Below are 25,930 nucleotides of genomic sequence, written 5' to 3' on the forward strand. Positions count from 1 at the left end.
TGGAGGCGCGCCGCTGGTGTAGGCGAGACCGGGACGGCGCGCGTCCTGGCCGGTCGCGATGGAGGGGCCCATGCAGATCCGCTCGCTGATCTATTTCTACGAACTCGTTCGCGCCAAATCCATGCGGCAGGCGGCCCAGCGCCTCAACGTCGCGCCCACCGCGATCAGCCGGCAGGTCGCCAATCTCGAGCATCATTTCGGCACGCCGCTGGTGGACCGGGATTCGCGCGGCATCCGCCTGACGGCGGCGGGCGAACTTCTGGCCGAGCGCTTGTCGCGCACGCTGCGCGATCTCGATCAGGTCGCCGTCTTCATCGACGATCTCAAGGGCCTGCGCCGGGGCGAGGTGAAGATCGTCACCAACGGCGCGCTCACCACGAGCATCCTCACCCCGGCCGTGGCCTCGTTCAGCGCGTTTTATCCCCAGGTCTCCTTCGACATCCGCATTCTGAGCGCCAACGACGCCATCGAGCGGCTGGTTCTGGCGGAAGCCGACATCGCGCTCACCATGTTCACGCCCGCCCATCCCGATGTGGTGGAGCGCCTCAGCGGCGCGGTGGAAAACATGGTGATCGTCGCCCCGCATCATCCGCTGGCGAAGCTCCCGCATGTCTCGCTTGCCGAACTGGCCCAGTTTCCCCTGGCGATCCCCGACGAGAGCTTCGGCGCGCGCCGGGCGCTGGAGGAGAGCGCCGCGCAGGCGGGCGTCGATCTCAACCGCCTCTTCGTCACCAACTCGATCGAGATCCAGAAGGAGCTCGGCCGCCGGGGCGCGGCGGCGCTGATCCTGCCCGCGCTCGCCGTAGCGCGCGAAATGGCGTTGGGCGAATTGTGCGCCATTCCGATCCGGGGCGGCTGGCAGATCCGCGCGCGGTTGGCCCTCTCGGTGACGCGCGACCGCTCCCTTCCCTTTGCCGCAGCCAAGCTCCTCAGCCATCTGGAGCAGCATCTCCACGACCTTCTGGGCAAGGACGGATAGGCCAGCGCTCGGCGGCATCGTGCAAGGCGTCGACGAAGAAGCGGCGTGCCATCTCTCCGTAACACATCTCTGATCTGACTTGCCGCGCTCGCAAGGACGCTGGTGCGCGAAGGCGCTCGGCATCCCGCGAAGGCGCGCAAGGCGCCCCTTTTTTGTTCGACGCAGCGCCCGGCGGCGGCGTCGCGCGGGCGCCCTCGCTTGATCGTGTATCGATTTCCGCTACACCCCAAGCCAGAAATAGACATAGCCGAAACAGTCGCGACATTGTTCACTTGCGACCGGGTGCCACGCGGCCAGCGGCCGAAACGATCTTGGAGGGATTCGGTCATGCTCATATCCAGGCGTCATCTCGCTCAGCTTCTGGGCGGAGCCGTGCTCCTGTCGGGGATGGCGATGTCCGGGCTCACCCCCGCGCAGGCCGCCCCGCGCACCGACCTCGTGCTGGGCATGACCACCGAGCCCGCCGGCCTCGATCCCACGATCGCCGCGCCCGTCACCATCGGTCAGGTCACCTGGCAGAACGTCTATCAGGGCCTCGTTCGGATCGACCGCGACGGCAAGGTGCAGCCGCAGCTGGCCGAAAGCTGGACCGTCTCGCCCGATGGTCTGACCTATACGTTCAAGCTGCGCTCGGGCGTCACCTTCCACGATGGCGAGGCCTTCGACAGCGCGGCCGCCAAGTTCTCGCTGGACCGTGCGCGCGGCGACAGCTCTGTGAACCCGCAGAAGCCGTTCTTCTCGGTGATCGAGACCGTGGACGCCCCCGATGCGGGCACGCTGACCCTTCGCCTGAAGCGCCCGTCCAGCAATCTTCTCTATTGGCTCGGCTGGCCGGCGGCGGTCATGGTGCCGCCCAAGGCCGCCGACACGCTCAAGACAAATCCGGTCGGCACCGGCCCCTTCCGCTTCGAAAGCTGGACCAAGGGCGACCGTGTGGTTCTGAAGAAGAACGCCGATTATTGGGACAAGGCGGGGGCCGCCGGCCTCGATCAGGTCACGTTCCGCTTCATCGGCGACCCGCAGGCGCAGCTCGTCGCGATGCAGTCGGGCGATGTGGACGCCATCCCGCTCTTCGCCGCGCCCGAGCTGTTCACCCAGCTCCAGAAGGACGAGCGCTTCAAGACGGAAGTCGGCCAGACCGAGATGAAGGTCGTGGCGGGCATGAACAGCGCCAAGAAGCCCTTCTCCGATCCGCGCGTGCGCCAGGCCCTGATGATGGCCGTGGATCGCAACATGCTGATTGAGGGCGCTTATTCGGGCTTCGGCACGGCCATCGGCAGCCATTACACGCCCAACGACCCCGGCTACAAGGACCTGACCTCCGTCTATCCCTACGACCCGGCCAAGGCCAAGGCGCTGCTTGCGGAAGCGGGCTATGACGGAACGCTCGCCTTTACCATCAAGGCCCCGCAGATGGCCTATGCCACGCGCTCGGCCGAGATCATGCAGGCCATGTTCGCCGAGATCGGCGTGACCATGACCATCGAGCCGACGGAGTTTCCCGCCCGCTGGGTGGCCGACGTGTTCACGGCCAAGAATTTTGACATGACGATCATCGCCCATGCCGAGCCGATGGACGTCGCGATCTATTCGCGGCCCAACTATTATTTCGGCTACCACAACCCCGTCCTCGACGCCGCGATCACCAAGGCCGAGCAGGCGACCAGCGAAGACGAACGGCTCGCGGCCTATGGCGAGGTCCAGACGATCTTGGCGACCGACGTGCCGGCTCTCTACCTTTTCGTCATGCCCAAGCTCGCCGTCTGGAAAGCCGGGCTCGAAGGCTTCTGGACCAACGAGCCGATCCCCTCCAACGATCTGACACAGGTTCGCTGGACCCAGTAAGGGTCCCCGGCGGACCAGTCCACACCCTCAAGCTTCCTCGCTCCGGCAGGCCCTCATGCTCGGTCTCTTGGCACGGCGCATCGTCGGCCTCGTCTCGACGCTTCTCGTCGTCTCGTTCCTGATCTTTCTGGCCATGAACGTCCTGCCGGGCGACCCGGCGGCGGTCATGCTCGGCACCTCGGCGCAGCCCGACACGCTGGCGGCGCTGCGCAGCCAGATGGGACTGGACGCGCCGATGCTGGTGCGCTTCGGCCGCTGGATCTCCGGCGCGCTGACGGGCGATTTCGGGGTGTCCTATACCTACGGCGTGCCGGTGGCGGGGCTGGTCGGCGAACGGCTTCTGGTCACCCTGCCGCTGGCCGCGCTCTCGACCTTTCTCGCACTTCTCGTCTCGATCCCGCTCGGCGTCACGGCGGCCGCTCATCAGGGCCGCTGGCGGGACGCGCTGGTCACGGTCTTCACGCAGGGCAGCGTTGCCCTGCCGAATTTCTGGATCGGCCTTCTCCTGATCCTCGTCTTCGCCTCCGGCCTCGGCTGGATGCCGGCGGGCGGCTTTCCCGGCTGGCAGGCGGGTGCCCTCCCCGCGCTTGCGGCCCTTCTTCTGCCCGCCGTCGCTCTGGCCCTGCCGCAAGCGGGCATTCTCACCCGCGTCACCCGCGCGGCGGTTCTGGATGTCCTCAACGAGGATTTCGTGCGCACCGCGCGCGCCAAGGGGCTGGACCGGCGCTGGGCGCTCTGGCGCCATGTCGTGCCGAACGCGCTGCTGCCCGTCGTCACCATGCTCGGCCTCCAGTTCACCTATCTCGTCGCCGGCTCGGTGCTGGTGGAAAACGTGTTCGGCCTGCCGGGGCTCGGGCGCCTGGCCTATCAGGCCTTTTCGCAGCGCGATCTGATCGTGATGCAGAGCGTCGTCCTGTTTCTCGCCGGCCTCGTGATCGTGGTGAACTTCCTCGTGGACATGGCCTATCTCGCGCTCGATCCGCGCCTGCGCTCGGGAGCGGCCCGATGAGCGCCGCCGCCCTCGCCAAGATCGCGCCCAAAGCCGCCGCCCGTCGCCTGTCCCCCCGCCTCGTGGCGGGCAGCGCGATCGTCGGTCTCCTGATCGCGATGGCGCTCGTGTCCCTCGTCTGGACGCCGGCCTCCCCCACCCGCATGGCCATCGCCCAGAAGCTGAAGGCCCCGCTGGACGTCGGCTTGCTTGGCACCGATCAGTTCGGGCGCGATGTCCTGTCGATCCTGATGGTGGGCGCGCAGAATTCGCTGAGCGTCGCCGCGCTCGCCGTCGCGCTCGGCACGGTGGGCGGCACGCTGGTCGGGGTTTCGGCGGCGGCCTGCCGGGGGCGGGTCGAAGACCTCCTCATGCGGGCCTGCGACGTCATCTTCGCCTTTCCGCCCATCGTCTCGGCCATGATGCTGGGCGCGCTGCTCGGGCCGGGGCGGCTGACGGCGATTGCCGCCATTGCCGTCTTCATGGTGCCGGTCTTCGCGCGCGTCACGCGCTCCACCGCGCTGCAGGTCTGGTCGCGGGATTATATCCTGGCCGCGCGCGGCGCGGGCAAGGGCACGCTCGGCATCACCTTCGCCCATGTCCTCCCCAACATCGCCAGCCAGATCATCGTGCAGGTGACGATCCAGCTCGGCCTGGCCATTCTCACCGAGGCCGGCCTCTCGTTTCTCGGGCTCGGCGCGCCGCCGCCGACGCCGAGCTGGGGGCGGATGCTGGCCGATGCGCAGGTCCAGATGGTCGCCGCCCCCTGGCTCGCCATCGTTCCCGGCACCACGATCGCGCTGGCCGTGCTCGGCCTGAACCTTCTGGGCGACGGCCTGCGCGATCTCCTCGACCCCAGACGGACTCTCGGCCGATGAATGCGCCCCTGCTTGCCGTCGAATCCCTTGCCATCGACATGGCCCGCCCCGGCCAGACGCCGCTGCGCATCGTCAACGATCTCTCCTTCGAGCTGGAACGCGGCCAGACGCTCGGCATCGTCGGCGAGTCCGGCTCGGGCAAGTCGATGCTCTCGCTCGCCCTGATCGGCCTCCTGCCGGGCAACGCCATCACATCCGGCTCCGTCCGCCTCGACGGGCAGGAGCTTCTGGGCCTCGACGACCGGGCGCTCTGCGCTGTCAGGGGCCGGCGAATCGGCATGATCTTTCAGGAGCCGATGACGGCACTCAATCCGGGGATGCGGGTGGGCGACCAGATCGCCGAGGGTCTCATACGCACCAAGGGCCTGTCGCGCACCGAGGCTCGCCCGCGCGTGCTGGAGCTTCTGGAGCGCGTGCGCATTCCCGACGCGCGCCGGCGCATCGACGCCTATCCGCACGAAATGTCCGGCGGCCAGCGCCAGCGCATCGGCATCGCCATCGCGCTGGCCCTCGAGCCCTCGATCCTTCTGGCCGACGAGCCCACCACCGCGCTCGATGTCACCGTGCAGGCCGAAATTCTCGATATCGTCGCCGAACTCGTGCGCGAAAGCGGCATGGGGCTGATCCTCGTCAGCCACGATCTCGGCGTCATCGCGCGCGCGACCGAGCGGATGCTGGTGCTCTATGCCGGCACGCGCCTCGAAGACGGCGCGACCGCCGAGCTGCTGCGCCGGCCCGCCAATCCTTACACATCGGGTCTCCTGAAGGCGATGCCCCGGCGCATGGCCCCCGGCGAGCGTCTCTTCACCATTCCGGGCGGCGTTCCGCCGCTCACCGACCTGCCGCCCGGCTGCCGTTTCGCCCCGCGCTGCGAGGCCCGCATCGACGCCTGCGAGGCGGGCGAGCCGCGCTGGCGCAACCTGTCGGAGCGGCACGGCGTGCGCTGCATCCGCGCCGGCGAGGAGGTGGCCCGATGAGCGCTTCGCTTGCCATGAGCACGCCACTTCTGGCGCTTCGGGACGTCGTGCGCGATTACGGCTCCGGCCTCGCCGGGCGGGGCGCGTCGCTCCGGGCGGTCGATGGCGTTTCGCTGACCGTGGAAAAGGGCGAGATCGTCGGCATTGTCGGCGAAAGTGGCTGCGGAAAATCGACGCTCGCGCGCGTCGTCGCCGCGCTCGACCGGCCAACTTCGGGCCAAGTCCTTCTGAACGGCGAAGACCTCGTGACGATGGACAAGCGCGCGCTTCTGCGCCGGCGCGACCGCTTCCAGATGGTGTTTCAGGACCCCTATGGCTCGCTCGATCCGCGCCGGCGCATCGGCTGGTCGGTGGCTGAGCCGCTCGGCGTCCTCACGCCGCGTCTGTCCAAGGCCGAGACCGAACAGCGTGTGGCCGAGATGCTGGAGGCGGTCGGTCTCAAAGCCACCGACGCCACGCGCTTCCCGCACGAGTTCTCCGGCGGCCAGCGCCAGCGCGTCGCCATCGCGCGCGCGCTCGTCACCCGGCCCGATCTCGTGATCGCCGACGAGGCGGTCTCGGCGCTCGATCTCTCCGTTCAGGCGCAGGTTCTGAACCTCATCCTCGACCTGCGCGAGCGCACCGGCGCCGCCTTCCTGTTCATCACCCACAATCTCTCGGTGGTGGAAGCCATCTGCGACCGGGTGGCGGTCATGTATCGCGGGCGGATCGTGGAAAGCGGGGCGGTGGGAGAGGTCTTCGAAGCCCCCCACCATCCCTATACGCGCCTGCTGCTGGCCGCCGAGCCCGGCCGCGCCGGCATGGCGTCGGATCGCGCGACGGCCCCTCCACCGTTTCCGGGCGAGCCGGGCGACTGGAACGGCTGCGCCTTCCGGCCGCGCTGCGTCGAGGCGACGGACATCTGCCGGCGCGAGGCCCCGGCTTCGGTTGACATCGCCCCGGCCGACATCGCCCCCGCTTCCCGGCGCGTGGACTGGCGGGCCGCCTGCCATCACGCGCGCGCCACGCCGCCGCCGGCTCCGGCCGGCGACCTTGCGGCCCCTCGATCCTGATCCCGAAAAGAGCTTGCCAGAGATGACCTCCCTTCTCGACCTCACCGCGAGCGAACTCCTGCGCCGGTTCCGCGACCGATCGCTCTCCCCGCTGGACTATTGGCAGGCGGTGGAGCAGCGGATCGAGGCCTTCGAACCTGACGTCGCCGCGCTCTGGGCCTATGATCCCGACACCGCGCGAGAGGAGGCCCGCGCCTCCACCGAGCGCTGGGCGCGCGGCGCGCCGGCCGGGCCGCTCGACGGCATCCCGGTCTCGGTCAAGGAGCTGATCGCAACGCGCGGCCTCGGCGTGCCGCTCGGCACCGCCGCGACCGTGTTGGAGCCCGCCGAGGTGGATGCGCCCGCAGCGGCGCGCCTTCGCGAGGACGGCGCGATCATCTTCGCCAAGACGACCTGCCCGGATTACGGCATGTTGTCGTCCGGGCTGTCGTCCTTCCACAAGCTGTCGCGCAATCCGTGGAACCTCGCGCTTAATCCGGGCGGGTCGAGTTCCGGGGCGTCGGCGGCTGCGGCGGCCAGCTACGGCCCGTTTCATGTGGGCACCGATATCGGCGGCTCCATCCGCCTGCCGGCGGGCTGGACGGGCATTTTCGGCCTCAAGCCGAGCCAGGGGCGCATTCCCGTCGATCCCTATTATGTCGGCCGCTGCATCGGCCCGATGACGCGCACCGTGGAGGACGCGGCGCTGATGATGGCCTCCCTGTCCCGCCCCGACTGGCGGGACGGCACGAGCCTACCGCCCGAGGCGATCAGCTGGACCGATATCGAGAATGTCGATGTCTCGGGCCTGCGCGTCGGGGTCATGATGGATGCCGGCTGCGGCCTTCCCGTCGAGCCCGAAATCGAGGAGGCCGTGCGCAAGGCCGCGCGCTGGTTCGAGGAGGCGGGTGCCCGCGTCTTCGACGTGAAGCCGGTTCTGACGCGCGAGATGCTGGACGGGCTCGACGCGTTCTGGCGCGCGCGCTTCTGGGGCCAGATGCTGAAGCTGGAGGACGCCCGGCGCGCTCTGATCCTGCCCTATATTCTCGAATGGGCCGAGGCGGGCGCGGAGATCAGCGGAGTGGAGGCGGTCCGGGGCTTCGACCAGACCATGGCCATGCGCAAGAGCTGCGGCGCGCTGTTCCAGAGCGTCGATATCGTGCTCTCGCCGACCAACCCGATCGTCTCCTACCCGGCCGAATGGCCCTCGCCCACCAACGATCCGCAGCGGCCCTTCGAGCATATCGCCTTCACGGTTCCCTGGAACATGTCGGATCAGCCGGCGGCCTCGGTGAATTGCGGCTTCGCGGCGAGTGGAATGCCCATCGGCCTCCAGATCGTCGGCCCCCGCTTCGCCGACCTCACGGTGCTGCGCATGTCGCGCTTCGTGGAAACCCGGCGCGGCAAGATGCCGGCATGGCCCGAGCCCGCCTCGCTCGAAGTGGTCGCCTGAGGCGGTTCAGGCCGCTTGGCCGTGCGATGCCGGGAGCGCACTGATCTCGGGTGATCTCCATCAGGTGAGCGTCCTCAAAGCACGCGGTAGGGCACGAAGCGGCGCAGATGCGGATCGACGGAGATCGGGCGTTCGGTGGGCGGGAAGGCGCGCTGGTCGCAGTCGGGGCGCGGGCAGAGGCGGCAGGTGCCCCCGATCGGTGTGGCGGTGCCCCGCACATCCATCCCGTCCGCATAGACGAAAGCACCCGCGTGCTCGGCCTCGCAGCCGAGCGCGACGGCGTAGCGCCGGGGCGGGCGGGCATAGGAGCCGGACGGCTTCACCAGACCCTTGGCCATGGAAACGTAGCGCACGCCATCGGGCATCTCGGCGAGTTGGACCAGCACCCGGTCGGGGATCGCGACGGCCTCATGGACGATCCAGAGCGGGCAGGCCCCGCCGAAGCGCGCGAACTGAAGGCGCGTCGCCGAATGGCGCTTGGTGATGTTGCCGGCCATGTCCACGCGGCAGAAGAAGAAGGGCACGCCGAGCGCGCCCGGCCGTTGCAGCGTGGAAAGCCGGTGACAGGTCTGCTCGAAGCTCGTCGCGAAGCTTTCGCGCAACCGGTCGATATCGTGCCGGAACGCGCGCGCCCGCGCGCGGAAGCGCTCATAGGGCATAAGCAGCGCGGAAGCGCCGTAATTGGCAAGGCCCGCCTCCAAGAGATTGCGCTCTTCCGCGCTCGGCAGTTTCGAGGCGCTCGCAATGTCGGCGATGATCGTGCCGAAGGAGAGAAGCGCGATCTGGTTGGCGAGGGTGAAGCGCCGCGTCTCGGGCGGCAGCGCGCGGCCGAGCGTGAGCCGCCGCGTGCCGGGGTCGAAGCTGCGCAGGATGCCCTCCCCCGCCGCCTCGCCGGCCTCCTGCAAGGTGACGCCGTGCCGCGCTTCGAGATAGGCGAGGAGATCGGCTTCCCTCGGCGGGTCGCCGGAAAGTTCGCCCGCCAGCGCCTCCGCCGCCATGTCGAGCGGGTGAATGTAGTTGCCGGCTTCGTGGAACCAGTCGCGAATGCGCTCCCAGGGCAGGCGGCCGCCCGCCACCGCGCTGTCGGTCAGCGCCTCGTCGTCCATCGAGCGGCGCTCCTGCATCGCGCGCCAGGAGGCGTGAAGCTGCGCGATCCGCTCGGCCAGCGCGGGCTGGCGCTCCAGAAGCTTGAGCGCGCGTTTGGGGTCGTCCAGCCCGTCGAACAGCGGATCACCCAGGAGATGAGCGAGCGAGACGGCGCGCCGTCCGGGCGTCAGCCCCCGGTCGGACCAGTCGAGCGGAAAGGCCTCCACGAGGCGCGAGGCCACAGGGGCGGTGAGCGGGCGCAGATCGTTTTCAAGCTGTGAGAGATAGCTGACCGAGATGCCGAGCCGCGCCGCCATGCTGGCCTGCCCCAGCCCCTGCGCCGCTCGCAGGCCCCGCAGGTCGGACCCGACATAATCCGCCATCGCATCCCTCACTCCTGTGAAGATTTCACAAGATCATTTCACGACACCACATTTGCATATTGCGCGCGGGGCTGGAACAACAGGCTTGGCTTTGCGAATTTTCACCGGGAGGACTTTCGATGCCGGACAGCCTGACCCAGTTGGAGGAGCGGCGCTCCGAGGCGCGCCTCGGCGGCGGCGAGCGGCGCATCGACGCCCAGCACGCCAAGGGCAAGCTGACGGCGCGCGAGCGACTGGACGTTCTGCTGGACGAGGGCTCGTTCGAAGAACTCGACATGTTCGTCGAGCACAATTGCACCGATTTCGGCATGGAAAGCCAGATCATCCCCGGCGATGGCGTGGTGACGGGCTCGGGGACCATCAACGGCCGGCTGGTCTTCGTCTTCAGCCAGGATTTCACCGTGTTCGGTGGCTCGCTATCGGAGCGCCACGCGCAGAAGATCTGCAAGATCATGGACATGGCCCTGAAGGTGGGCGCGCCGGTCATCGGGCTCAACGATTCCGGCGGCGCGCGCATTCAGGAGGGCGTCGCGAGCCTCGGCGGCTACGCCGAAGTGTTCCAGCGCAATGTTCTGGCGTCCGGCGTCGTGCCGCAGCTCAGCCTCGTCATGGGCCCCTGCGCGGGCGGCGCGGTCTATTCGCCGGCCATGACCGACTTCATCTTCATGGTGAAGGACTCCTCCTACATGTTCGTGACCGGCCCGGACGTGGTGAAGACGGTGACGAACGAGGTCGTGAGCCAGGAGGATCTCGGCGGCGCGGTGACGCACACAACGAAATCCTCCGTTGCCGACTGCGCCTTCGAAAACGACATTGAGGCGCTGCTCGCCGCGCGCGATCTCATGGGCTTCCTGCCCGCGTCCAACCGCGCCGCCCTGCCGGAGCGCGCGTCGGGCGATCCGTTCGATCGGCTGGAGCCGAGCCTCGACACGCTGATCCCGCCGAGCCCCAACCAGCCCTACGACATGCACGAGCTGATCGGGAAGGTGGTGGACGAAGCTGAATTCTTCGAAATCCAGCCGGCACATGCCGGCAATATCATCACCGGCTTCGGGCGGATCGAGGGGCGGCCGGTCGGCATCGTCGCCAACCAGCCGATGGTGCTGGCCGGCTGCCTCGACATCAACGCCTCCAAGAAGGCCGCGCGCTTCGTGCGCTTCTGCGATGCGTTCGAGATTCCGATCGTGACCTTCGTGGACGTGCCGGGCTTCCTGCCGGGTGTCGCGCAGGAGCATAGCGGCATCATCAAGCATGGGGCGAAGCTCCTGTTCGCCTATGCCGAGGCAACCGTGCCGAAGATCACCGTGATCACTCGAAAGGCCTATGGCGGGGCCTATGACGTGATGGCCTCCAAGCACCTGCGCGGCGATCTCAACTATGCCTGGCCGACCGCCGAGATCGCGGTGATGGGCGCGAAGGGCGCGGTGGAGATCATCTTTCGCGGCAAGAGCGCGGAGGAAATCGCCGAGCGCACGGCGCAATACGAGCGCCGTTTCGCCAACCCCTTCGTCGCTGCGTCCAAGGGCTTCATCGACGAGGTGATCATGCCGCATTCGACCCGCCGCCGCGTGGCGCTGGGCCTGCGCAAGCTCAGGGGCAAGCAGTTGCAGAACCCCTGGAAGAAGCACGACAACATCCCATTGTGACTCGCAAAGGGACGGGAGGCCCCGCGATGTTCGGACGCTTGAACCATGTCGGCGTGGCGACGCCTTCGATCGTAAAATCGCGCGAGCACTATGCCCGGCTCTTCGGCGCGGCTTGCGTGGGCGAGGCCTTCGACCTGCCCGAACAAGGCGTGCGCGTCTGCTTCGTGGAAGCCGGCAACACGCAGATCGAACTGATCGAGCCGCTGAGCGACGCCTCGCCCATCGCGGGCTTTCTCGCGCGCAACCCGGCGGGCGGCCAGCATCACCTCTGCTTCGAGGTGACCGATCTCAATGCGGCGATCACCGACCTCACCGCCACCGGCGCGCGCGTTCTCGGCACCCCGCGCATCGGCGCGCATGGCACGCGCATCGTCTTCCTGCACCCGCGCGACATGGGCGGGGTGCTGGTCGAACTCATGGAGGCCCCCGATGGCGGACACTGAACGCCCGACGCTCGAAAGCTGGGAAGCGCTCGCCGCTGCGGAAGTGAAGGGCCGCGACCTCGACTGGCAGACGCCCGAGGGTATCAGGGTGAAGCCGCTCTACACGGCGGAGGACGTGGCGGGCTGGGAGCCGGGCCTGCCGGGCTTCGCGCCCTTCACGCGCGGCGTGCGCGCCTCGATGTATGCCGGGCGGCCCTGGACGATCCGGCAATATGCGGGCTTCTCGACGGCGGAAGCCTCCAACGCCTTCTACCGGCGCAATCTGGCGGCCGGCCAGAAAGGCCTGTCGGTCGCCTTCGATCTTGCCACCCATCGCGGCTATGATTCCGACCACCCCCGCGTCACCGGCGATGTCGGCAAGGCGGGTGTGGCGATCGACACGGTGGAGGACATGAAGATCCTCTTCGACGGCATTCCGTTGGGAGAGATGTCGGTGTCGATGACCATGAACGGGGCGGTCATTCCGATCCTCGCCTTCTTCATCGTGGCGGGCGAGGAACAGGGCGTGCCACGCGCCAAGCTCGACGGGACCATTCAGAACGACATCCTCAAGGAGTTCATGGTCCGCAACACCTATATCTACCCGCCCGAACCCTCCATGCGGATCGTCTCCGACATCTTCGCCTATACGAGCCGCGAGATGCCGCGCTTCAACTCGATCTCGATCTCCGGTTACCACATGCAGGAAGCCGGGGCGACGCAGCTTCAGGAACTCGCCTTCACGGTCGCCGACGGCATGGATTACGTCAAATACGGCGTGGCCTCGGGCCTCGACATCGACGCCTTCGCCGGTCGCCTCTCCTTCTTCTTCGCCATCGGCATGAACTTCTTCATGGAAGTGGCGAAGCTGCGCGCCGCGCGCGTTCTCTGGCACCGCGCGATGACGGAGCTTGGCGCGAAGGACGAGCGCTCCAAGATGCTGCGCACCCATTGCCAGACATCCGGCGTCTCGCTGACCGAGCAGGACCCCTATAACAACGTCATGCGCACGACGATCGAGGCCATGGCGGCGATGCTGGGGGGCACGCAGTCGCTCCACACCAATGCGCTGGACGAGGCCATCGCGCTGCCCACCGACTTCTCCGCCCGCATCGCCCGCAACACGCAGCTCGTCCTCCAAGAGGAGACGGGCATGACCAGGGTGGTCGATCCGCTGGGCGGCTCCTACTATGTCGAGAGCCTGACCAAGGCGCTGGTGGACGGCGCCTGGGAGCTGATCCAGCGCATCCAGCGCGAAGGCGGCATGGCCAAGGCCGTGGCGGCCGGCTGGCCGAAGGCGATGATCGAGGAAGCGGCGGCGGCCAAGGCCGCCCGGATCGATCGCGGCGAGGACGTGATCGTCGGCGTCAACAAGTATCGGCTGCCGGAAGAAGCGCCGATCGACATTCTCGACGTGGACAACCATGCGGTGCGCGAGGCGCAGGTGCGGCGGATCGAGAGCGTGAAGGCGAGCCGCGACGGCAAGGCTGTGAGCCAAGCGCTCGACGCGTTGCGCGAGGGCGCGAAAGCCAAGGGCAATCTCCTCGAACTCGCCGTCGAGGCCGCCCGCGCCCGCGCCACGCTCGGCGAAATTTCCGCCGCGATGGAGGACGTGTTCGGCCGCTTCGACACCAGCCCCAAGCCTGTGAAGGGCGTCTATGGCGGGGCCTATCAAAACGATCCGCGCTGGACGCGGCTGACCGACGCCGTGTCCGCGACCGAGCGCCGTCTCGGCCGCCGCCCGCGCATGTTGGTCGCCAAGATGGGCCAGGACGGGCACGACCGGGGTGCCAATCTCGTCTCCTCCATGTTCGGCGATCTCGGCTTCGAGATCGTGCCGGGGCCCTTGTTTCAGACGCCCTCGGAGGCCGCCGCGCTGGCGGTCGCGAGCGATGTCGATGTGGTCGGCGCGTCCTCGCTCGCCGCCGGGCACAAGACGCTGATCCCCGAACTGATCGGCCATCTAGCGGACCAGGGCCGCGCCGACATCAAGATCGTCGCCGGCGGCGTCATCCCGGCGCAGGATTACGACGCGCTGCGCAAGGCCGGCGTTTCCGCGATCTTCGGCCCCGGCACCAATCTCGTGGAGGCGGCGGCCGAGGTGCTGCGCCTTCTCGGCCACAACATGCCCCCGGCGGACGAACCGCCAGCCGACCGCAACGCCGCAGAGTGAGGACCGCCCCCGTGTTCCAGAAGATCCTCATCGCCAACCGGGGCGAGATCGCCTGCCGCGTCATGCGCACCGCCAAGCGCATGGGTCTCAAGACCGTCGCCGTCTATTCCGACGCGGACGCGCGCGCGCCTCACGTGCTCATGGCCGACGAGGCGGTGCGCCTCGGCCCCGCGCCGGCGGCTGAGAGCTACCTGCGAGCCGACTTGATCCTCAATGCTGCTAAAGCCACCGGCGCGGACTGCATCCATCCCGGCTATGGCTTCCTGTCGGAGCGCGAGAGTTTCGCGCGCGCCTGCGAGGAAGCCGGCATCGCCTTTGTCGGCCCGCCGCCTGGAGCCATCGCGGCCATGGGCGACAAGATCCAATCGAAGAAGCTGGCGGCGGAAGCCGGCGTCAATGTCGTGCCGGGCTTTCTCGGTGAGATCGCCGATACCGAATACGCGGTGCGGATCGCCGCCGATATCGGCTTCCCGGTGATGATGAAGGCGTCGGCCGGCGGCGGGGGCAAGGGAATGCGGCTCGCCTGGACCGAAGGGGACGTGCGCGAGGGTTTCGAGGCCGTGAAGCGCGAGGGTCTGTCGAGCTTCGGCGACGACCGCGTCTTCATCGAGAAGTTCATCGAAGAGCCGCGCCATATCGAGATTCAGGTTCTGGGGGACAAGCACGGCACCGTGCTTTACCTCGGCGAACGCGAATGCTCGATCCAGCGCCGGCACCAGAAGGTGGTGGAGGAAGCGCCTTCGCCTTTCGTCACGCCGGACATGCGCCGCGCCATGGGCGAGCAGGCGGTGGCGCTGGCCAAGGCCGTCGGCTACCATTCCGCCGGCACGGTGGAATTGATCGTCTCGGGCGCGGACCCGACGGGGGAGAGCTTCTACTTCCTCGAAATGAACACGCGCCTTCAGGTGGAGCATCCCGTCACCGAGATGGTCACCGGGCTCGACCTCGTGGAGGAGATGATCCGCGTGGCGGCGGGCGAGCGGCTGCGGATCGCACAGGACGATGTCACGCTGAACGGCTGGTCCATCGAAACACGCGTCTATGCCGAAGACCCCTATCGCGGCTTCCTGCCCTCCACCGGCCGTCTCGTGCGCTACCAGCCGCCCGAGCCCTCATCGGGCGAGCGCGGCACGGTGCGCGTCGATGACGGCGTGGTGGAAGGCTCGGAGATTTCGCGCTTCTACGATCCGATGATCGCCAAGCTCGTCACCCATGGCTCCACGCGCGAGGCGGCGGCCGATCTCCAGGTGGAGGCGCTCGACCGCTTCCGCATCGAGGGCATCGGCCACAATGTCGATTTCCTCTCCGCCCTGATGCAGCATTCGCGCTTTCGTGAGGGCGCGCTCACGACCGGCTTCATCGCGGAGGAATACCCCGATGGATTCACCGGCGCACCGGCCGGCGACGATCTCACCGCGCGGCTCGTCGCGGTCGCGGCCGTGGCGGACTTCGCGACCCGCCAGCGCGACGCGAGCCTCACGGGCCAGCTCGGCGGGCCGCTGCCGATCCGCCCGGAACGCACCGTTTCGCTGGCCGATCAGGAGCATGAGGTGCACGTCAGCACGGAGAGCGAAGGCCTCTGGCGGGTGAGTGTGAACGGACGCAGCCTCGCCGTCGCCTCGTCTTGGCGTCCCGGCGAGGCGCTGTTCGAAGGCACGGTGGACGGCCAGTCCTTCGCCGGCTTTCTCAAGCGGCGGCCGGACGCGCTTCTGATCACCACGCACGGCGCGACGCATTCCCTGCGCCTCGGCTCGGCCCGTCTGGCGGCGCTGCGCCGGCACATGCCGGTCAAGCTGCCGCCCGATCTCTCGCGCCTGCTGATCTGCCCGATGCCGGGCCTCCTGACCCAGCTTCACGTCCGGCCCGGCGACCGGGTGGAGGCCGGGCAGATTCTGGGCACGATCGAGGCCATGAAGATGGAAAACAACCTGCGCGCCGCAAAGGGAGCAACGATTCTGGCCGTCCACGCCAGCGTCGGCGAAAGCCTCCCCGCCGACTTCGTCATCCTCGAATTCGAGTGAACCGAAGCCAGGGGATGGCAGCGCGCCTGCAACGTCCGGCCTCGCCGCCTGCGCGTCAGGTTCGGCAGGGGCGCGAGGCAACGCCCTGATCGGCGAGGGGGCGGATCGGCGCGTCCTCGCCTTTGCCATGGGCGGCGATTCCACCGGACGCTTGATGCCCGCATCGGGCTTTTTCTTCCCACAACGAAAAACGCCCTCACCGGGGGAGGACCGGCAAGGGCGTTGGAGAGAAGCCGAAAGGTGGGAGGAACCGTTCGGCCAGTCCGCTTCAGGTGGGGGAGGACCAGCTGAAGCGAAAGGGGGAAACTAGGAGCGGACCGCCTGACGGGCGATGGCCGGAATATCGGAGCGTGCGATGCCGAGGTCGGCGAGTTCCCGCTGCGAGAGACGGTTCAGCTCGGCGGCCGTGTTGCGATACTGGCGCCAGGTGCTGAAGGAGCGAGCGAGGGACATGGGTAGCTTCCTTTCGTGTCCGGCCTCTCATCGGTGGTGGCCGGCATGTGCGTGTTCTTCCGATGCGCAGAACCTACGCCTCCCGCTGATCGGGCAGTAGCGCAAAGGTCGAAGAGGAGCTTTGCAGTTCTTCGCTATCGGCTGAGAGCAAGCCCGATATGCAGCCATCGCATAACTCACTCGTCCCCAAAACGGCTCGGGTCCGGCTGGAGCTGGGAGCACGGAATTCGCATTTCCCCGCGCATGAAACGAACCGGGCAAGTGGGCGGATTGGGGTCGATCATGGCCCGTTTTTCCACGTCGTAGAGAAACCAGAGCCACCCACTGTCTGAATCGCAAATAATAAGCGGTTCGGTCAGCCTGTCCTGACCCGAGAAGAAACCGTCGCTCTTCAGGTAATATTTGGCGAAAATGGCTCGCCTTCCCCTGAAGAGGATGCCTCCATATTGGCGATGCCACTTCTGAAGGTTCGCATCGCTTCCTCGAAAATCGGGGTCCTCGATAAGATCCGGCTGCTCGATCAGACGTGCTTCCAGCGCCGAAACGTCTCTCGGACCTATGGGCCAGGTTGCATGATAAGGGATCGCGGGTCGGTCGCAGAACTGGACGAGCTCAGGGTACTGATCCTCCCTCAGGATGACCGCCGCCGTATCACCGGCATAGGCTATGGAGCCTTTCGCGAGCGTCATCCATGCGAAGGCCGCAATCAGAAGCGCTCGTTTTGCCTTGGGCACCGCCGTGTCTCCCTATCGATCTTTCTGGTCGATAGAAGTTGCGGCTTTACAAACTATGAGTGTGACCGGTTCTTCGGCGCAGACCCACCCTGACAGGCTGGGGCCGTCGGGACTTCGACTTGGAATCCGACGCGCCGCTGGGACTCGATCAACGCGGTGTCAGAGCGGGTCGAAGAAGGTCCGGGTCAGCGCGAGGGCAAGGTGACGCGCTCTCCGATCTCGGCGGCTCGCTTGATGGCGATGATGACCTCCAGGGTTCGCAGGCCCTCCCGCCCGCTGACGAGGGGGGCGGCGTCGCCTCGGATCACATCCACGAAATGGCGGATCTGGAGCACCAGGGGGTCTTTCGGGGCGATGCCGATGCGCTCGCGCTGAAGCGGCTCCCACCAGCTGCGCGGACCCGCGTTGCTCCAGATGTCGAGTTGGGGGAGCGACAGCGATCCGTGCGTGCCCGCGATCAGATAGCAGGCTTCGTCGGCCTGGGGGTAGGCCGGGTTTTCGCCCGTCGTCATCTCCCAGCTCCAGGGCGCGACGGCCGTGTCGCAGACCGAGAGGGTCGCGAGCGCGCCGGAGGCGAACTGGAGGATGATCGCGGCCGTGTCCTCGACCGGGTGGCCCCGGACCGTGTTGGACTCCACCGCCTGCACGGAGACGACTTCGCCCAGCAGAGCGCGCAGATTGTCCACATCGTGGATGAGATTGAGGAAGACCGGCCCCGCCCCCGGCTCGCGCCGCCAGGGCATGTCGAAATAATCGTCGGGCTTATAGAGCCAGAACAGGGCGCTCACCGCCACGATCCGCCCCAGACGCCCACTCGCCACGATCTCGCTCGCCGCGCGCATGATCGGGTTGTGGCGGCGGTGATGGCCGACAAGGAGAGGCACGCCGGCGCGCTCCGCCGCTGCGACGAGGCGCTCGCCCTCCGCCAGATCGTCGGCGATGGGCTTTTCCACCAGAACCGGGATGCCGGCGGCCACCGCCTCCAGCGCGTTCTCGACATGGACCTGATTGGGCGTGGCGATGATGACGCCGTCCGGCCGCTCCGTGGCCAGAAGTTCGCGCAGGCTCGAAGCCCAGGGCGCGCCTGTCTCGGCCGCGGCACGGCGCCCGGCGTCGGTGGGATCGACCACGGCCATCAGCTCGGCTTGCGGCTCGGCCGAGACGTGCTGGATATGGCGGCGTCCGATGAGGCCGGCCCCCATCACCGCGAGCCGGGCCGGGCGGGGGGCCGATCCGCTCACGACGCGGCGGCGGCGATCAGCGTGGCGACGCGGCGGATGCCGAGGAGATAGCCTTGCGTTCCCAGCCCCGCGATCACGCCGTCGGCGCGCAGCGAGACATAGGAATGGTGGCGGAAGCTCTCGCGCTTGTGGACGTTGGAAATGTGGACCTCGATCACCGGCGGCTCGAACGTATTCAGCGCATCGAGGATAGCGACCGAAGTGTGCGTGAAGGCGGCGGGGTTGATCACGATGCCGGCCGCCACCTCTCGCGCCTCGTGAATCCAGTCGATGATCTCGTATTCGCGATTGGACTGGTGAAAGCGGATCTCGTGGCCGAGTTCCGTCGCCAGCGCCCGGCAGTCGCGCTCGACATCGGCGAGTGTTTCCGTACCGTAGATATGGGGCTGGCGCTTGCCCAGAAGGTTGAGATTGGGTCCGTTGAGAACGAAGATCAGGCTCATGGCGCGGCTTTCGGTGGTCTGGCTTTCGAAGAAATAGCGGGTTTTACCCGGCGCGGCACAGGTCCGCGAAATGGCGGGTCATGCGGGCGGCGTCGGGCGTGTGACCGCAGAACAGCGCGAAGGCGGCAGCGGCCTGATGGACGGTCATGCCGCCGCCCGGCAGCGTCCGGCAGCCCCGCTGCTCGGCCAGCGCCAGAAGCTCGGTGACGAGAGGCATATAGACGATGTCGGCCACCCAGTGCTCGGGCCGCAGCCAGTCCGGCTCGATCGGCAGGCCGGGATGGGCGGGCATCCCCGTGGGGGTCGCGTGGATCAGGCCATCGGATGCCGCGAGCGCCACCCCGACATCGCGCACGGCCTGCGAGCGGCCCGCGCCGAAGCGCCCGTTCAGGGCCTCCGCCAGCGCGTCGGCGCGCGCGCCGTCCTGATCGAAGATGCGGAGCTGCCCGATCCCGAGCTTCAGCGCAGCATGGGCGACGGCAACCCCCGCCCCGCCCGCACCGAGCAGCACGGCCGAGCCCAGCGCGACGCCCGGCAGCCCGGCGCGGAAGCTCTCGTAGAAGCCGATCCAGTCGGTGTTGTGGCCGGTGCGGTTTCCCTGATGAAACACGACCGTATTGACCGCGCCCAGCATGGCCGCATCGTCCGACAGGCCGATCAGATGCGGCAAGACGGCCTGCTTGAACGGATGGGTGATGTTGACGCCGGCAAAGCCCTGCGCCTCCGCATGGGCCAGAAGCTCGGGCAGGCTCATGGCATCGAAGGGCGGAAGGTGCGTGTCGAACAGGGTGTAGCGATAGTCCAGCCCCAGCGCGCGCCCTTCGGTCTCATGCAGGCCGGGCGACTTGGAGAGCTGGATGTCGGAGCCGATCAGGCCGACCCGGACGATTGGGGATGTGTCACCCTGATGGGGCATTCTGGCGTCCTCTGGGCACGGGAGGATTTCGGCAGGCGCTGAACGGCACCGAGCCGCCGGAATCGGCTGGCCGGGTCGTCTCGCCACTCGGGCAAGTTACGTGTCTCGCCGGGAGATCGTGACGGGCGCTCCACGGCTGGAAGCGCGGAAGCGGCGACGAGGCGGGCAGAAGCCCGCCCCGCCTTCAGGCCGATTTACTGCACCGTGAAGGGAATGTTGGGGATGGACTCGGGGAAGGCCGGAACCGGCACCTTCATCCACTTGGCATAGGCGGTGGCGAGTTCGCCGTCGCCCTTGATCTTGTCGATGAACTTGTTGATCGCCTCGTTCCAGTCCTTCTCGCCCTTGCGCGTCCCCGCGCCGTTATAGACGGTGAGGAAGTCGATCTTGCGCTCGTACTTGCCAGGGGCGGCGGCGTCGAGGCGCTGGAGATAGAACTGGTTGCCGCCGACCGCCTCGACCTGACCCGACAGGAGCGCCTGGATCGAGGCGGCGTCGTCGTCGAAGCGCCGGATGGTGGCGATATTGCCCATCGAGTCGGTGGCGGCCTTGTCCTGCGCGCTGGAGCGCGGCACGCCGATGGCGATGCCCTTGGCGTCTTCCGGCTTGGCCATGGTCTTGTCCTTCGGTCCGTAGAGCGAAATGACGTTGCCGGCATAGGGCTTGGAATACTGGATCGCCTTGGCGCGCTCTTCCGTCATCGCCATGGTGGCGAAGAGCACATCGACCTTGCCCGTGGTCAGGGCCGGGATGCGGTTGGAGACGGCGAGCGGGGTGAACTCGACCTCGAGGCCGAGATCCTTAGCGAAGAGGCGGGCGATGTCGGCGTCGAACCCATCCTGCTGGCCGCCAGAGTTCACGAAGCCCCAGGGCTGATTGTCGCCCTGAATGCCGACGATGACGCGCCCGCGCGCCTTGGCCTCTTCCAGCGAGGCGGCATCGGCCGAAACCGAGCCAAACAGGGCGGCCAAGGCGACGGTCGCCAGCGCCACGCGGCGGGCGAGACGGCTTGTGTTGGTGAGCATCGAGATCATGAAATCCTCCCAGGATAGATGATGATTGGGCCGCGCTTGCGGCCAGATGTTCGACATGAGACCTGCCCTCCCGGCGGGTCTCACGGCTTCGGCTCAGGGCAGGCTTTGACCGCCCAAAACATGTCTGGCACACCGCGCCAGATGCGCGAGGTGATCGGCGGGCTCGCGGCCTTCTGCGATCGGAACCTCGACGGCGACGGCCGCCTCCCTTGGCACGGCGGCGAGGAGGTCGGCAAGCGGCAGCATCCCTTCGCCGGGCGCAAATCGCCCCGCGCGCGCTTCCGCCACCATTCCCTCCGCGCTCGTTGGGGCCTGCCCCCGGACATCGCACAGTTGCAGCGCGGCGATGCGCCCAATCGGAGCGCTCGCGACTTCGCTCACCCGCCCGCCATTGCGGAACAGATGGATCGCATCCACGAGAACGCCGGCATTGGCGCGGCCCGACGCTTCCACGACGCGCAGCGCCGCCTCGAACGTGGCGACCGGCCGCCAGCCCATATTCTCCAGATCGACGCTCATGCCGACCCCCGCGCAGAGATCGCACAGGCCCGCGAACGTGTCGGTGAGGCGCGCCTCCTCCGGGTCGTCGCCGCAGACGCTGAGCCGCTTTGCACCGAGCGCCGCCGCGCCTTCGAGCATTCCCCTCAGGGTTTCGGGCCGGAAATCGGGCGACAGGATCACGAACTCGATGTCGAACAGCGAGAGCCCGTGATCCGCCAAGGCCGAACGCACGTCCCGCGCGGCCAAGCTGCCCGCCGGCAGCTCGTAGAAGGGCGCGCCGGGAAAGGCGGGGTGGAGACGCAAGCCCACTCGCGAGAAGCCCGCCTTAGCTGCGGCGCGCACGAAATCGAGCGGCGGCAGCGCGATGGCGGAGAAATGCGCGACTCCGAGCGGAACGGCCTCGGTCGTCATGCGATGCCCTTCTCGGCCAGATGCCGCACGAGATTGTTGCCGGTGCGCCGGATGTGGTCGCCGAGCTTGGTGCAGGCGTAGTCCATGTCGCGGGCGACCGCGCCCTGGCCGATCTCGCTATGCTCGGCCGACACGTTCCGGTCGCCTGCGGTGCGGGTCAGGAAGGTGCGGCGATAGCGGTCGTTGAGATTGAGGAGAATGCCGCAGAAATTCAGAAGCAGCGGGCTTCGGCATCCCGAAATCAGCGTGAGGTGGAAGTCGCGATGGGCTTCTTCCCAGAGTTCGAGAGTTTCCGGCCGGGCGGGATCGCGCTCGGCGCGGTTGAGACGGTGCAGCGCGCGCATGACGTGCCCCTCCCATTCCACGTCGCCGACCCGCATGGCCTCGCGCAGCGCGAATGTCTCCATCTCCACGCGCAGGCGGGTGATCTCTTCCAGATTGGCCAGCGACAGCGGGGTGACGCGGTAGCCGCGATTGTCCTCGAACTCCACCAGACCGTCGGCGATGAGCCGCGCCAAGGCCTCGCGCAAGGGGCTGAGGCTGACATTGAAGTTCTGGCGGGCGCGGTCGAGATTGATCTTGGCTCCCGCCTCCAGCTGGCCGGAAACGATGGCCTCGCGCAGGCGGTGGACGAGCTGACTGGCGATCGTGTTCTTGCCGTCGTCCAGGAGCGGGCGCACGGCGGCGGCCTCTGCCGCCCCTGCCTTTCGGCCGTCTTCCCGCTCGCTCAACGAAGCCGCCACAGCCTTGTCCCGTGCTCCCAAGCTCTCATGACGATGGCTACGAAAAACGATTATCCCTGTCAATGCGCGGCGCTTCGTTTTGTGAGCGTACCGGTTCGGACATTGCTGCGGTCCATCTGAACGCCTGAAAACCCCTCAAATGCAGGGTTCCCTGATGGAATTCTCGGGATGGAACGACGCTGCATCGCCTTCGATCAAGACGATTGGATGCAAACCTCTTGACGAATAATCGATGATCGGTCAGCTATTCGACCCGGAGGGGGAGGCTTTGTCATGGTCATTCGCACGCAAGAGGACGTGACGCCGGCGGTGCTGGACGTGACGGCGCGCACGCAGGACCCGAGGCTTCGGGAGATCCTGATGTCGCTGATCCGCCATCTCCATGATTTCGTGCGCGACGTCCGGCTGACCGAGGCGGAGTTCCGCGAGGCCACCGCGATCCTCAACGAGATCGGCGCGCTCGCCAGCGACTCGCACAACGAGTTCGTGCTCATGTCGGGCTCGCTCGGCGTCTCCACGCTGGTGTGCCTGCTCAACAATGGCGAGGGCGGGCAGACGGAAACCTCGCAATCGCTGCTCGGACCCTTCTGGCGGCTGAACTCGCCGCGCGTGGAAAATGGCGGATCGATCATCCGCTCGGACACGCCGGGCACGCCGCTCTTCGTCACGGCGCGCGTCGAGGATGCCGAGGGACAGCCGATCGTGGGGGCGGAGGTCGATGTCTGGCACGCCTCGCCCGTCGGCCTCTACGAGAACCAGGACCCCGAGCAGGCCGAGATGAACCTGCGCGGCAAGTTCACCACCGACGCGGACGGCCGCTTCTCCTTCTGGTCGGTGCGCATGATCGGCTATCCGATCCCGACCGGGGGCGTCGTCGGGCGTCTCCTGAAGGCGCAGGGCCGCCATCCCTATCGCCCCGCCCATCTTCACGCGCTGATCTTCAAGCCGGGCTACAAGACGCTGATTTCCCAGGTCTTCGACCCGTCCTGCCCCTGGATCGATAGCGACGTGCAGTTCGGCGTCACCAAGGCGCTGACGGGCGATTTCGTGGAGCACACCGAGCCCCACCCGGACCGGCCTGACCTGGCGGGCCCGTGGGTGCAGCTCGACTACACCTACGTCATGGAACCCGGCGAGGCCGTGCTGCCGCGCCCGCCCATCAAGTAAGAGACTCTTTCGGAAGTCCCCGGCGGAGGGGCGGCGAGGGATTTCAGCCGCTCCACGAGGCGCCAAACGCAGTCGATGCCGGTGGCATCGGCGAGGATTGGCAACGAAGTGAGGGGCTGAAAGACCCGGCGAGCCGACCGGGGGACTTTCGAAACAGTCTCTAAGGAGCCGAGACGATGCTGACCGACGACCAACGCCGCGAGGCCGCCGCCTCCATCCTGCGCGCCGAGGAAACCCGCGTGCCCGTGGTGCAGCTCAGCCGCACATACCCCGAGATGGAGATCGAGGACGCCTATCGCATTCAGGATCTCTGGGCCGAGCAGCGCATCGCCCGTGGCGCGCGGCTGGCCGGCCACAAGATCGGCCTGACCTCCCGCGCCATGCAGATGGCCTCCAAGATGACCGAGCCCGATTACGGGCGCATTCTCGACGACGCGCTGTTCAATGACGGCGCGCAGATTCCGGCCACGCGCTTCATCAAGCCGCGCCTCGAAGTCGAACTCGCCTTCGTCATGGGCGAAGACCTGAAAGGACCGGGCACGCGCATTCACGACGTGATGCGGGCGACGGAATATGTCGTGCCGGCGCTGGAGATCATCGATTATCGCACGGACGTGCCGCGCGCCATCACCGACACGATCGCCGACAACGCCGCCTTCGGGGCCATCGTGGTGGGCGGCCGGGTGTTCCGCCCCTTCGACGTGGACGTGCGCTGGATCGGCGCGACCCTGTCGAAGAACGGCATCATCGAGGAGTCCGGCGTATCGGCCGCGATCATGGGCCATCCGGCGGCGGGCATCGCCTGGCTCGTCAACAAGCTGGCCGATGTCGGCGCGGGCCTGAAGAAAGGGCAGATCGTGCTCGGCGGCTCCTTCACACGGCCGGTGGACATTGCGCCGGGCGACGTGATCCACGCCGATTACGGCCCCTGCGGCGCGATCGGCGTGTCCTTCACATGACCGCCCTGCCCCTGCCCCGCAACGCTTTCAAGGCCGGGCTCCGCGAAGGCCGGTCGCAGGTCGGCCTCTGGTCGGCGATCCCCGACGCCTTCGTCACGGAGGCGCTGGCGGGGTCGGGCTTCGATTGGATTCTGCTCGACACCGAGCATTCGCCGGGCGACGTGCTCACCGTCCTGCCGCAGCTTCAGGCGCTCGCCCCCTATGACGTGTCGCCCGTGGTGCGCCCGGCGGTGAACGATCCCGTGCTCATCAAGCGCTTTCTCGATATCGGCGCGCAGACGCTGCTGATCCCCTATGTCCAGTCGGCGGCGGAAGCGAGAGCGGCTGTGGAGGCCATGCGCTATCCCCCATCCGGCATTCGCGGCGTCTCGGCGCTGACGCGCGCCACGCGCTTCGGGCGGGTGGCGGACTATGCGAAAACCGTGGAAAGCGAGCTGTGCCTTCTCGTGCAGGTCGAGACCGGCGAGGCTCTGGACCGGCTGGAGGAGATCGCGGCGGTGGAGGGCGTCGATGGCGTCTTCATCGGCCCGGCCGATCTGGCGGCCAGCCTCGGCCATGTCGGCCAGCCCGGTCACCCCGAGGTCGTCGCGGCGGTGGAAGGCGCGATCGCGCGCATCGCGGCCTCCGGCAAGCCGGCGGGCATCCTGACGCCCGACAAAAGTTTCGCCAAGCGCTGCATCGCGCTCGGCACGAGCTTCACGGCGGTGGGCGTCGATCTCGGCATCCTCGCCCGCCAGACGGAAACCCTTGCAGCCGAGTTTCAGACGTGAGAGCGGCCTTGCTCACGGACACCGCGCGGCAAGAGCTCCTGCCGACCGGCGCGCTGCGGCTGGCGGTCAATGTCGCCAATGCCGAGATGGCGGCGGAGACGAGCCCCGGCGCTTTCCGGGGCAAGGCGATCGATCTGTCGCGGCGGCTGGCCGACGACTGGGGCATCGCGGTGGAGATCCTGCCCTTCGCATCGGGCGGGGCGATCCTCGCCGACATGGCCGCCTGGGACGCGGCGGTGCTTGCCGTCGAGCCCTCGCGCCGCGACCGCATCCACTTCCTGCCACCCTTCGCGCGTGTCGATGCGACGCTGGCAACGCTTGGGCGCTCCGACATCTCGACCTGCCGGGGCGCGGATGCTGAGGGCGTTCGGATCGCAGTGGTACGCGGCGCGGCCTATACGGCGCATCTCCAGGCGAGCACCGCCCAGGCCGAACTCGTCCCCTTCGACAGCCCCAAGGCCGCGCGCGCAGCCCTGCTCGACGGCACCTGCGACTTCGTGGCCGGCATCCGCTCGACCTTGGCCGGGCTGGCGCGGGAGAACGCGGCGGTGCGCCTGATGGAGGACGACGTGTTGCGCATTCCCCAGGCGCTCGCCATCGCGCTGGGCAAGACGCACGCGCAGGCGGCGCTCGAAGCCTGGTTCGCGGCGAGAGCCGAGCCGGCCGCCTCATGACC

At 67.8% G+C, this 25,930-nt stretch carries 24 protein-coding genes; 15 read left to right on the forward strand and 9 right to left on the reverse strand.

Annotated elements, in window-relative coordinates:
* The first annotated feature begins 70 nt into the window (after nucleotides 1-70).
* From AUL36_RS11870 to AUL36_RS11900, 7 genes are all read left to right on the forward strand, one after another.
* On the forward strand, nucleotides 71-979 hold the full coding sequence (locus tag AUL36_RS11870) for a LysR family transcriptional regulator (RefSeq protein ID WP_062220883.1): 909 nt from the start codon (nucleotides 71-73) through the stop codon (nucleotides 977-979).
* Nucleotides 980-1,306: 327 nt separating this feature from the next.
* A complete protein-coding gene (locus tag AUL36_RS11875) occupies nucleotides 1,307-2,824 on the forward strand; it encodes an ABC transporter substrate-binding protein (protein ID WP_062220885.1) in 1,518 nt (505 codons plus the stop codon).
* Between the two features lie 55 nt (nucleotides 2,825-2,879).
* Nucleotides 2,880-3,833 (forward strand): ABC transporter permease, encoded by a 954-nt coding sequence (locus tag AUL36_RS11880; protein ID WP_062220888.1) that lies wholly within the window; start codon nucleotides 2,880-2,882, stop codon nucleotides 3,831-3,833.
* The gene (locus AUL36_RS11885) at nucleotides 3,830-4,690 is read left to right on the forward strand and encodes an ABC transporter permease (protein WP_062220891.1); all 861 of its coding nucleotides are present in this window, start codon (nucleotides 3,830-3,832) and stop codon (nucleotides 4,688-4,690) included. Before AUL36_RS11880 ends, AUL36_RS11885 begins: the two co-directional genes overlap by 4 nt.
* Complete coding sequence (locus AUL36_RS11890; RefSeq protein WP_062220893.1) at nucleotides 4,687-5,667, forward strand: ABC transporter ATP-binding protein; 981 nt, start codon at nucleotides 4,687-4,689, stop codon at nucleotides 5,665-5,667. Before AUL36_RS11885 ends, AUL36_RS11890 begins: the two co-directional genes overlap by 4 nt.
* The gene (locus AUL36_RS11895; protein ID WP_244497109.1) at nucleotides 5,664-6,719 is read left to right on the forward strand and encodes an oligopeptide/dipeptide ABC transporter ATP-binding protein; all 1,056 of its coding nucleotides are present in this window, start codon (nucleotides 5,664-5,666) and stop codon (nucleotides 6,717-6,719) included. Before AUL36_RS11890 ends, AUL36_RS11895 begins: the two co-directional genes overlap by 4 nt.
* 22 nt (nucleotides 6,720-6,741) lie before the next feature.
* Nucleotides 6,742-8,151: an amidase gene (locus AUL36_RS11900; RefSeq protein WP_062220896.1), complete on the forward strand. Its 1,410-nt coding sequence runs from the start codon at nucleotides 6,742-6,744 to the stop codon at nucleotides 8,149-8,151.
* A 74-nt stretch (nucleotides 8,152-8,225) separates the two neighbouring features.
* On the opposite strand, the gene AUL36_RS11905 is transcribed toward AUL36_RS11900, so the two are convergent.
* Nucleotides 8,226-9,620 carry a helix-turn-helix domain-containing protein gene (locus AUL36_RS11905; RefSeq protein ID WP_062220899.1) on the reverse strand — a complete coding sequence of 465 codons (1,395 nt, stop codon included), beginning with the start codon at nucleotides 9,618-9,620 and terminating at the stop codon, nucleotides 8,226-8,228.
* A gap of 119 nt (nucleotides 9,621-9,739) precedes the next feature.
* Between AUL36_RS11905 and AUL36_RS11910 the strand changes: the two genes are divergently transcribed.
* Genes AUL36_RS11910 through AUL36_RS11925 form a run of 4 tightly spaced genes read left to right on the forward strand, consistent with a single transcriptional unit; the run spans nucleotide 9,740 to nucleotide 15,882 of the window.
* Nucleotides 9,740-11,266, forward strand: coding sequence for an acyl-CoA carboxylase subunit beta (locus tag AUL36_RS11910; protein WP_062220902.1), 1,527 nt, complete (start codon nucleotides 9,740-9,742; stop codon nucleotides 11,264-11,266).
* Nucleotides 11,267-11,292: 26 nt separating this feature from the next.
* Entirely contained in the window at nucleotides 11,293-11,709 is a 417-nt protein-coding gene (gene mce / locus AUL36_RS11915) for a methylmalonyl-CoA epimerase (RefSeq protein WP_062220905.1), read from the forward strand.
* Entirely contained in the window at nucleotides 11,696-13,861 is a 2,166-nt protein-coding gene (gene scpA, locus AUL36_RS11920) for a methylmalonyl-CoA mutase (protein WP_062220909.1), read from the forward strand. Before mce ends, scpA begins: the two co-directional genes overlap by 14 nt.
* Nucleotides 13,862-13,872: 11 nt before the next feature.
* Complete coding sequence (locus AUL36_RS11925; protein WP_062220912.1) at nucleotides 13,873-15,882, forward strand: acetyl-CoA carboxylase biotin carboxylase subunit; 2,010 nt, start codon at nucleotides 13,873-13,875, stop codon at nucleotides 15,880-15,882.
* Between the two features lie 306 nt (nucleotides 15,883-16,188).
* Here the strand turns inward: AUL36_RS11925 and AUL36_RS23250 are convergent, their stop codons facing one another.
* From AUL36_RS23250 to AUL36_RS11960, 8 genes are all read right to left on the reverse strand, one after another.
* Nucleotides 16,189-16,335, reverse strand: a complete 147-nt coding sequence (locus AUL36_RS23250; RefSeq protein ID WP_082640129.1) for a DUF1127 domain-containing protein — start codon at nucleotides 16,333-16,335, stop codon at nucleotides 16,189-16,191.
* Between the two features lie 176 nt (nucleotides 16,336-16,511).
* On the reverse strand, nucleotides 16,512-17,069 hold the full coding sequence (locus AUL36_RS11930) for a hypothetical protein (RefSeq protein WP_156418357.1): 558 nt from the start codon (nucleotides 17,067-17,069) through the stop codon (nucleotides 16,512-16,514).
* 185 nt (nucleotides 17,070-17,254) lie between these two features.
* Nucleotides 17,255-18,271, reverse strand: a complete 1,017-nt coding sequence (locus AUL36_RS11935; RefSeq protein ID WP_062220918.1) for a Gfo/Idh/MocA family protein — start codon at nucleotides 18,269-18,271, stop codon at nucleotides 17,255-17,257.
* A gap of 35 nt (nucleotides 18,272-18,306) precedes the next feature.
* The gene (aroQ, locus tag AUL36_RS11940) at nucleotides 18,307-18,753 is read right to left on the reverse strand and encodes a type II 3-dehydroquinate dehydratase (RefSeq protein ID WP_062220921.1); all 447 of its coding nucleotides are present in this window, start codon (nucleotides 18,751-18,753) and stop codon (nucleotides 18,307-18,309) included.
* A gap of 43 nt (nucleotides 18,754-18,796) precedes the next feature.
* On the reverse strand, nucleotides 18,797-19,669 hold the full coding sequence (locus tag AUL36_RS11945) for a shikimate dehydrogenase (RefSeq protein ID WP_062220924.1): 873 nt from the start codon (nucleotides 19,667-19,669) through the stop codon (nucleotides 18,797-18,799).
* 194 nt (nucleotides 19,670-19,863) lie between these two features.
* A complete protein-coding gene (locus AUL36_RS11950) occupies nucleotides 19,864-20,694 on the reverse strand; it encodes a transporter substrate-binding domain-containing protein (protein WP_156418360.1) in 831 nt (276 codons plus the stop codon).
* A 102-nt stretch (nucleotides 20,695-20,796) separates the two neighbouring features.
* Nucleotides 20,797-21,615, reverse strand: a complete 819-nt coding sequence (locus tag AUL36_RS11955; RefSeq protein ID WP_062220927.1) for a sugar phosphate isomerase/epimerase family protein — start codon at nucleotides 21,613-21,615, stop codon at nucleotides 20,797-20,799.
* Nucleotides 21,612-22,295 (reverse strand): GntR family transcriptional regulator, encoded by a 684-nt coding sequence (locus AUL36_RS11960; RefSeq protein WP_058601767.1) that lies wholly within the window; start codon nucleotides 22,293-22,295, stop codon nucleotides 21,612-21,614. The genes AUL36_RS11955 and AUL36_RS11960 overlap by 4 nt, the downstream gene beginning before the upstream one ends.
* 336 nt (nucleotides 22,296-22,631) lie before the next feature.
* Between AUL36_RS11960 and AUL36_RS11965 the strand changes: the two genes are divergently transcribed.
* From AUL36_RS11965 to AUL36_RS11980, 4 genes are all read left to right on the forward strand, one after another.
* On the forward strand, nucleotides 22,632-23,525 hold the full coding sequence (locus tag AUL36_RS11965; protein WP_062220930.1) for a dioxygenase family protein: 894 nt from the start codon (nucleotides 22,632-22,634) through the stop codon (nucleotides 23,523-23,525).
* A gap of 176 nt (nucleotides 23,526-23,701) precedes the next feature.
* A complete protein-coding gene (hpaH, locus tag AUL36_RS11970) occupies nucleotides 23,702-24,484 on the forward strand; it encodes a 2-oxo-hept-4-ene-1,7-dioate hydratase (protein ID WP_062220932.1) in 783 nt (260 codons plus the stop codon).
* Entirely contained in the window at nucleotides 24,481-25,254 is a 774-nt protein-coding gene (hpaI, locus tag AUL36_RS11975; RefSeq protein ID WP_156418359.1) for a 4-hydroxy-2-oxoheptanedioate aldolase, read from the forward strand. The genes hpaH and hpaI overlap by 4 nt, the downstream gene beginning before the upstream one ends.
* An 8-nt stretch (nucleotides 25,255-25,262) precedes the next feature.
* Complete coding sequence (locus AUL36_RS11980) at nucleotides 25,263-25,928, forward strand: transporter substrate-binding domain-containing protein (protein ID WP_062220935.1); 666 nt, start codon at nucleotides 25,263-25,265, stop codon at nucleotides 25,926-25,928.
* The last annotated feature ends 2 nt before the right edge of the window (nucleotides 25,929-25,930 follow it).

The sequence above is a fragment of the Aureimonas sp. D3 genome (assembly GCF_001463805.1).
Classification (GTDB): domain Bacteria; phylum Pseudomonadota; class Alphaproteobacteria; order Rhizobiales; family Rhizobiaceae; genus Aureimonas; species Aureimonas ureilytica_A.

What these genes read in the sequence shown, in the direction of transcription:
- AUL36_RS11870 (WP_062220883.1), top strand. Translation starts at nt 71, where the DNA reads ATGCAGATCCGCTCGCTGATCTATTTCTACGAACTCGTTCGCGCCAAA.
- AUL36_RS11875 (WP_062220885.1), top strand. Translation starts at nt 1,307, where the DNA reads ATGCTCATATCCAGGCGTCATCTCGCTCAGCTTCTGGGCGGAGCCGTG.
- AUL36_RS11880 (WP_062220888.1), top strand. Translation starts at nt 2,880, where the DNA reads ATGCTCGGTCTCTTGGCACGGCGCATCGTCGGCCTCGTCTCGACGCTT.
- AUL36_RS11885 (WP_062220891.1), top strand. Translation starts at nt 3,830, where the DNA reads ATGAGCGCCGCCGCCCTCGCCAAGATCGCGCCCAAAGCCGCCGCCCGT.
- AUL36_RS11890 (WP_062220893.1), top strand. Translation starts at nt 4,687, where the DNA reads ATGAATGCGCCCCTGCTTGCCGTCGAATCCCTTGCCATCGACATGGCC.
- AUL36_RS11895 (WP_244497109.1), top strand. Translation starts at nt 5,664, where the DNA reads ATGAGCGCTTCGCTTGCCATGAGCACGCCACTTCTGGCGCTTCGGGAC.
- AUL36_RS11900 (WP_062220896.1), top strand. Translation starts at nt 6,742, where the DNA reads ATGACCTCCCTTCTCGACCTCACCGCGAGCGAACTCCTGCGCCGGTTC.
- AUL36_RS11905 (WP_062220899.1), bottom strand. Translation starts at nt 9,620, where the DNA reads ATGGCGGATTATGTCGGGTCCGACCTGCGGGGCCTGCGAGCGGCGCAG.
- AUL36_RS11910 (WP_062220902.1), top strand. Translation starts at nt 9,740, where the DNA reads ATGCCGGACAGCCTGACCCAGTTGGAGGAGCGGCGCTCCGAGGCGCGC.
- mce (WP_062220905.1), top strand. Translation starts at nt 11,293, where the DNA reads ATGTTCGGACGCTTGAACCATGTCGGCGTGGCGACGCCTTCGATCGTA.
- scpA (WP_062220909.1), top strand. Translation starts at nt 11,696, where the DNA reads ATGGCGGACACTGAACGCCCGACGCTCGAAAGCTGGGAAGCGCTCGCC.
- AUL36_RS23250 (WP_082640129.1), bottom strand. Translation starts at nt 16,335, where the DNA reads ATGTCCCTCGCTCGCTCCTTCAGCACCTGGCGCCAGTATCGCAACACG.
- AUL36_RS11935 (WP_062220918.1), bottom strand. Translation starts at nt 18,271, where the DNA reads ATGGGGGCCGGCCTCATCGGACGCCGCCATATCCAGCACGTCTCGGCC.
- aroQ (WP_062220921.1), bottom strand. Translation starts at nt 18,753, where the DNA reads ATGAGCCTGATCTTCGTTCTCAACGGACCCAATCTCAACCTTCTGGGC.
- AUL36_RS11945 (WP_062220924.1), bottom strand. Translation starts at nt 19,669, where the DNA reads ATGCCCCATCAGGGTGACACATCCCCAATCGTCCGGGTCGGCCTGATC.
- AUL36_RS11950 (WP_156418360.1), bottom strand. Translation starts at nt 20,694, where the DNA reads ATGCTCACCAACACAAGCCGTCTCGCCCGCCGCGTGGCGCTGGCGACC.
- AUL36_RS11955 (WP_062220927.1), bottom strand. Translation starts at nt 21,615, where the DNA reads ATGACGACCGAGGCCGTTCCGCTCGGAGTCGCGCATTTCTCCGCCATC.
- AUL36_RS11965 (WP_062220930.1), top strand. Translation starts at nt 22,632, where the DNA reads ATGGTCATTCGCACGCAAGAGGACGTGACGCCGGCGGTGCTGGACGTG.
- hpaH (WP_062220932.1), top strand. Translation starts at nt 23,702, where the DNA reads ATGCTGACCGACGACCAACGCCGCGAGGCCGCCGCCTCCATCCTGCGC.
- hpaI (WP_156418359.1), top strand. Translation starts at nt 24,481, where the DNA reads ATGACCGCCCTGCCCCTGCCCCGCAACGCTTTCAAGGCCGGGCTCCGC.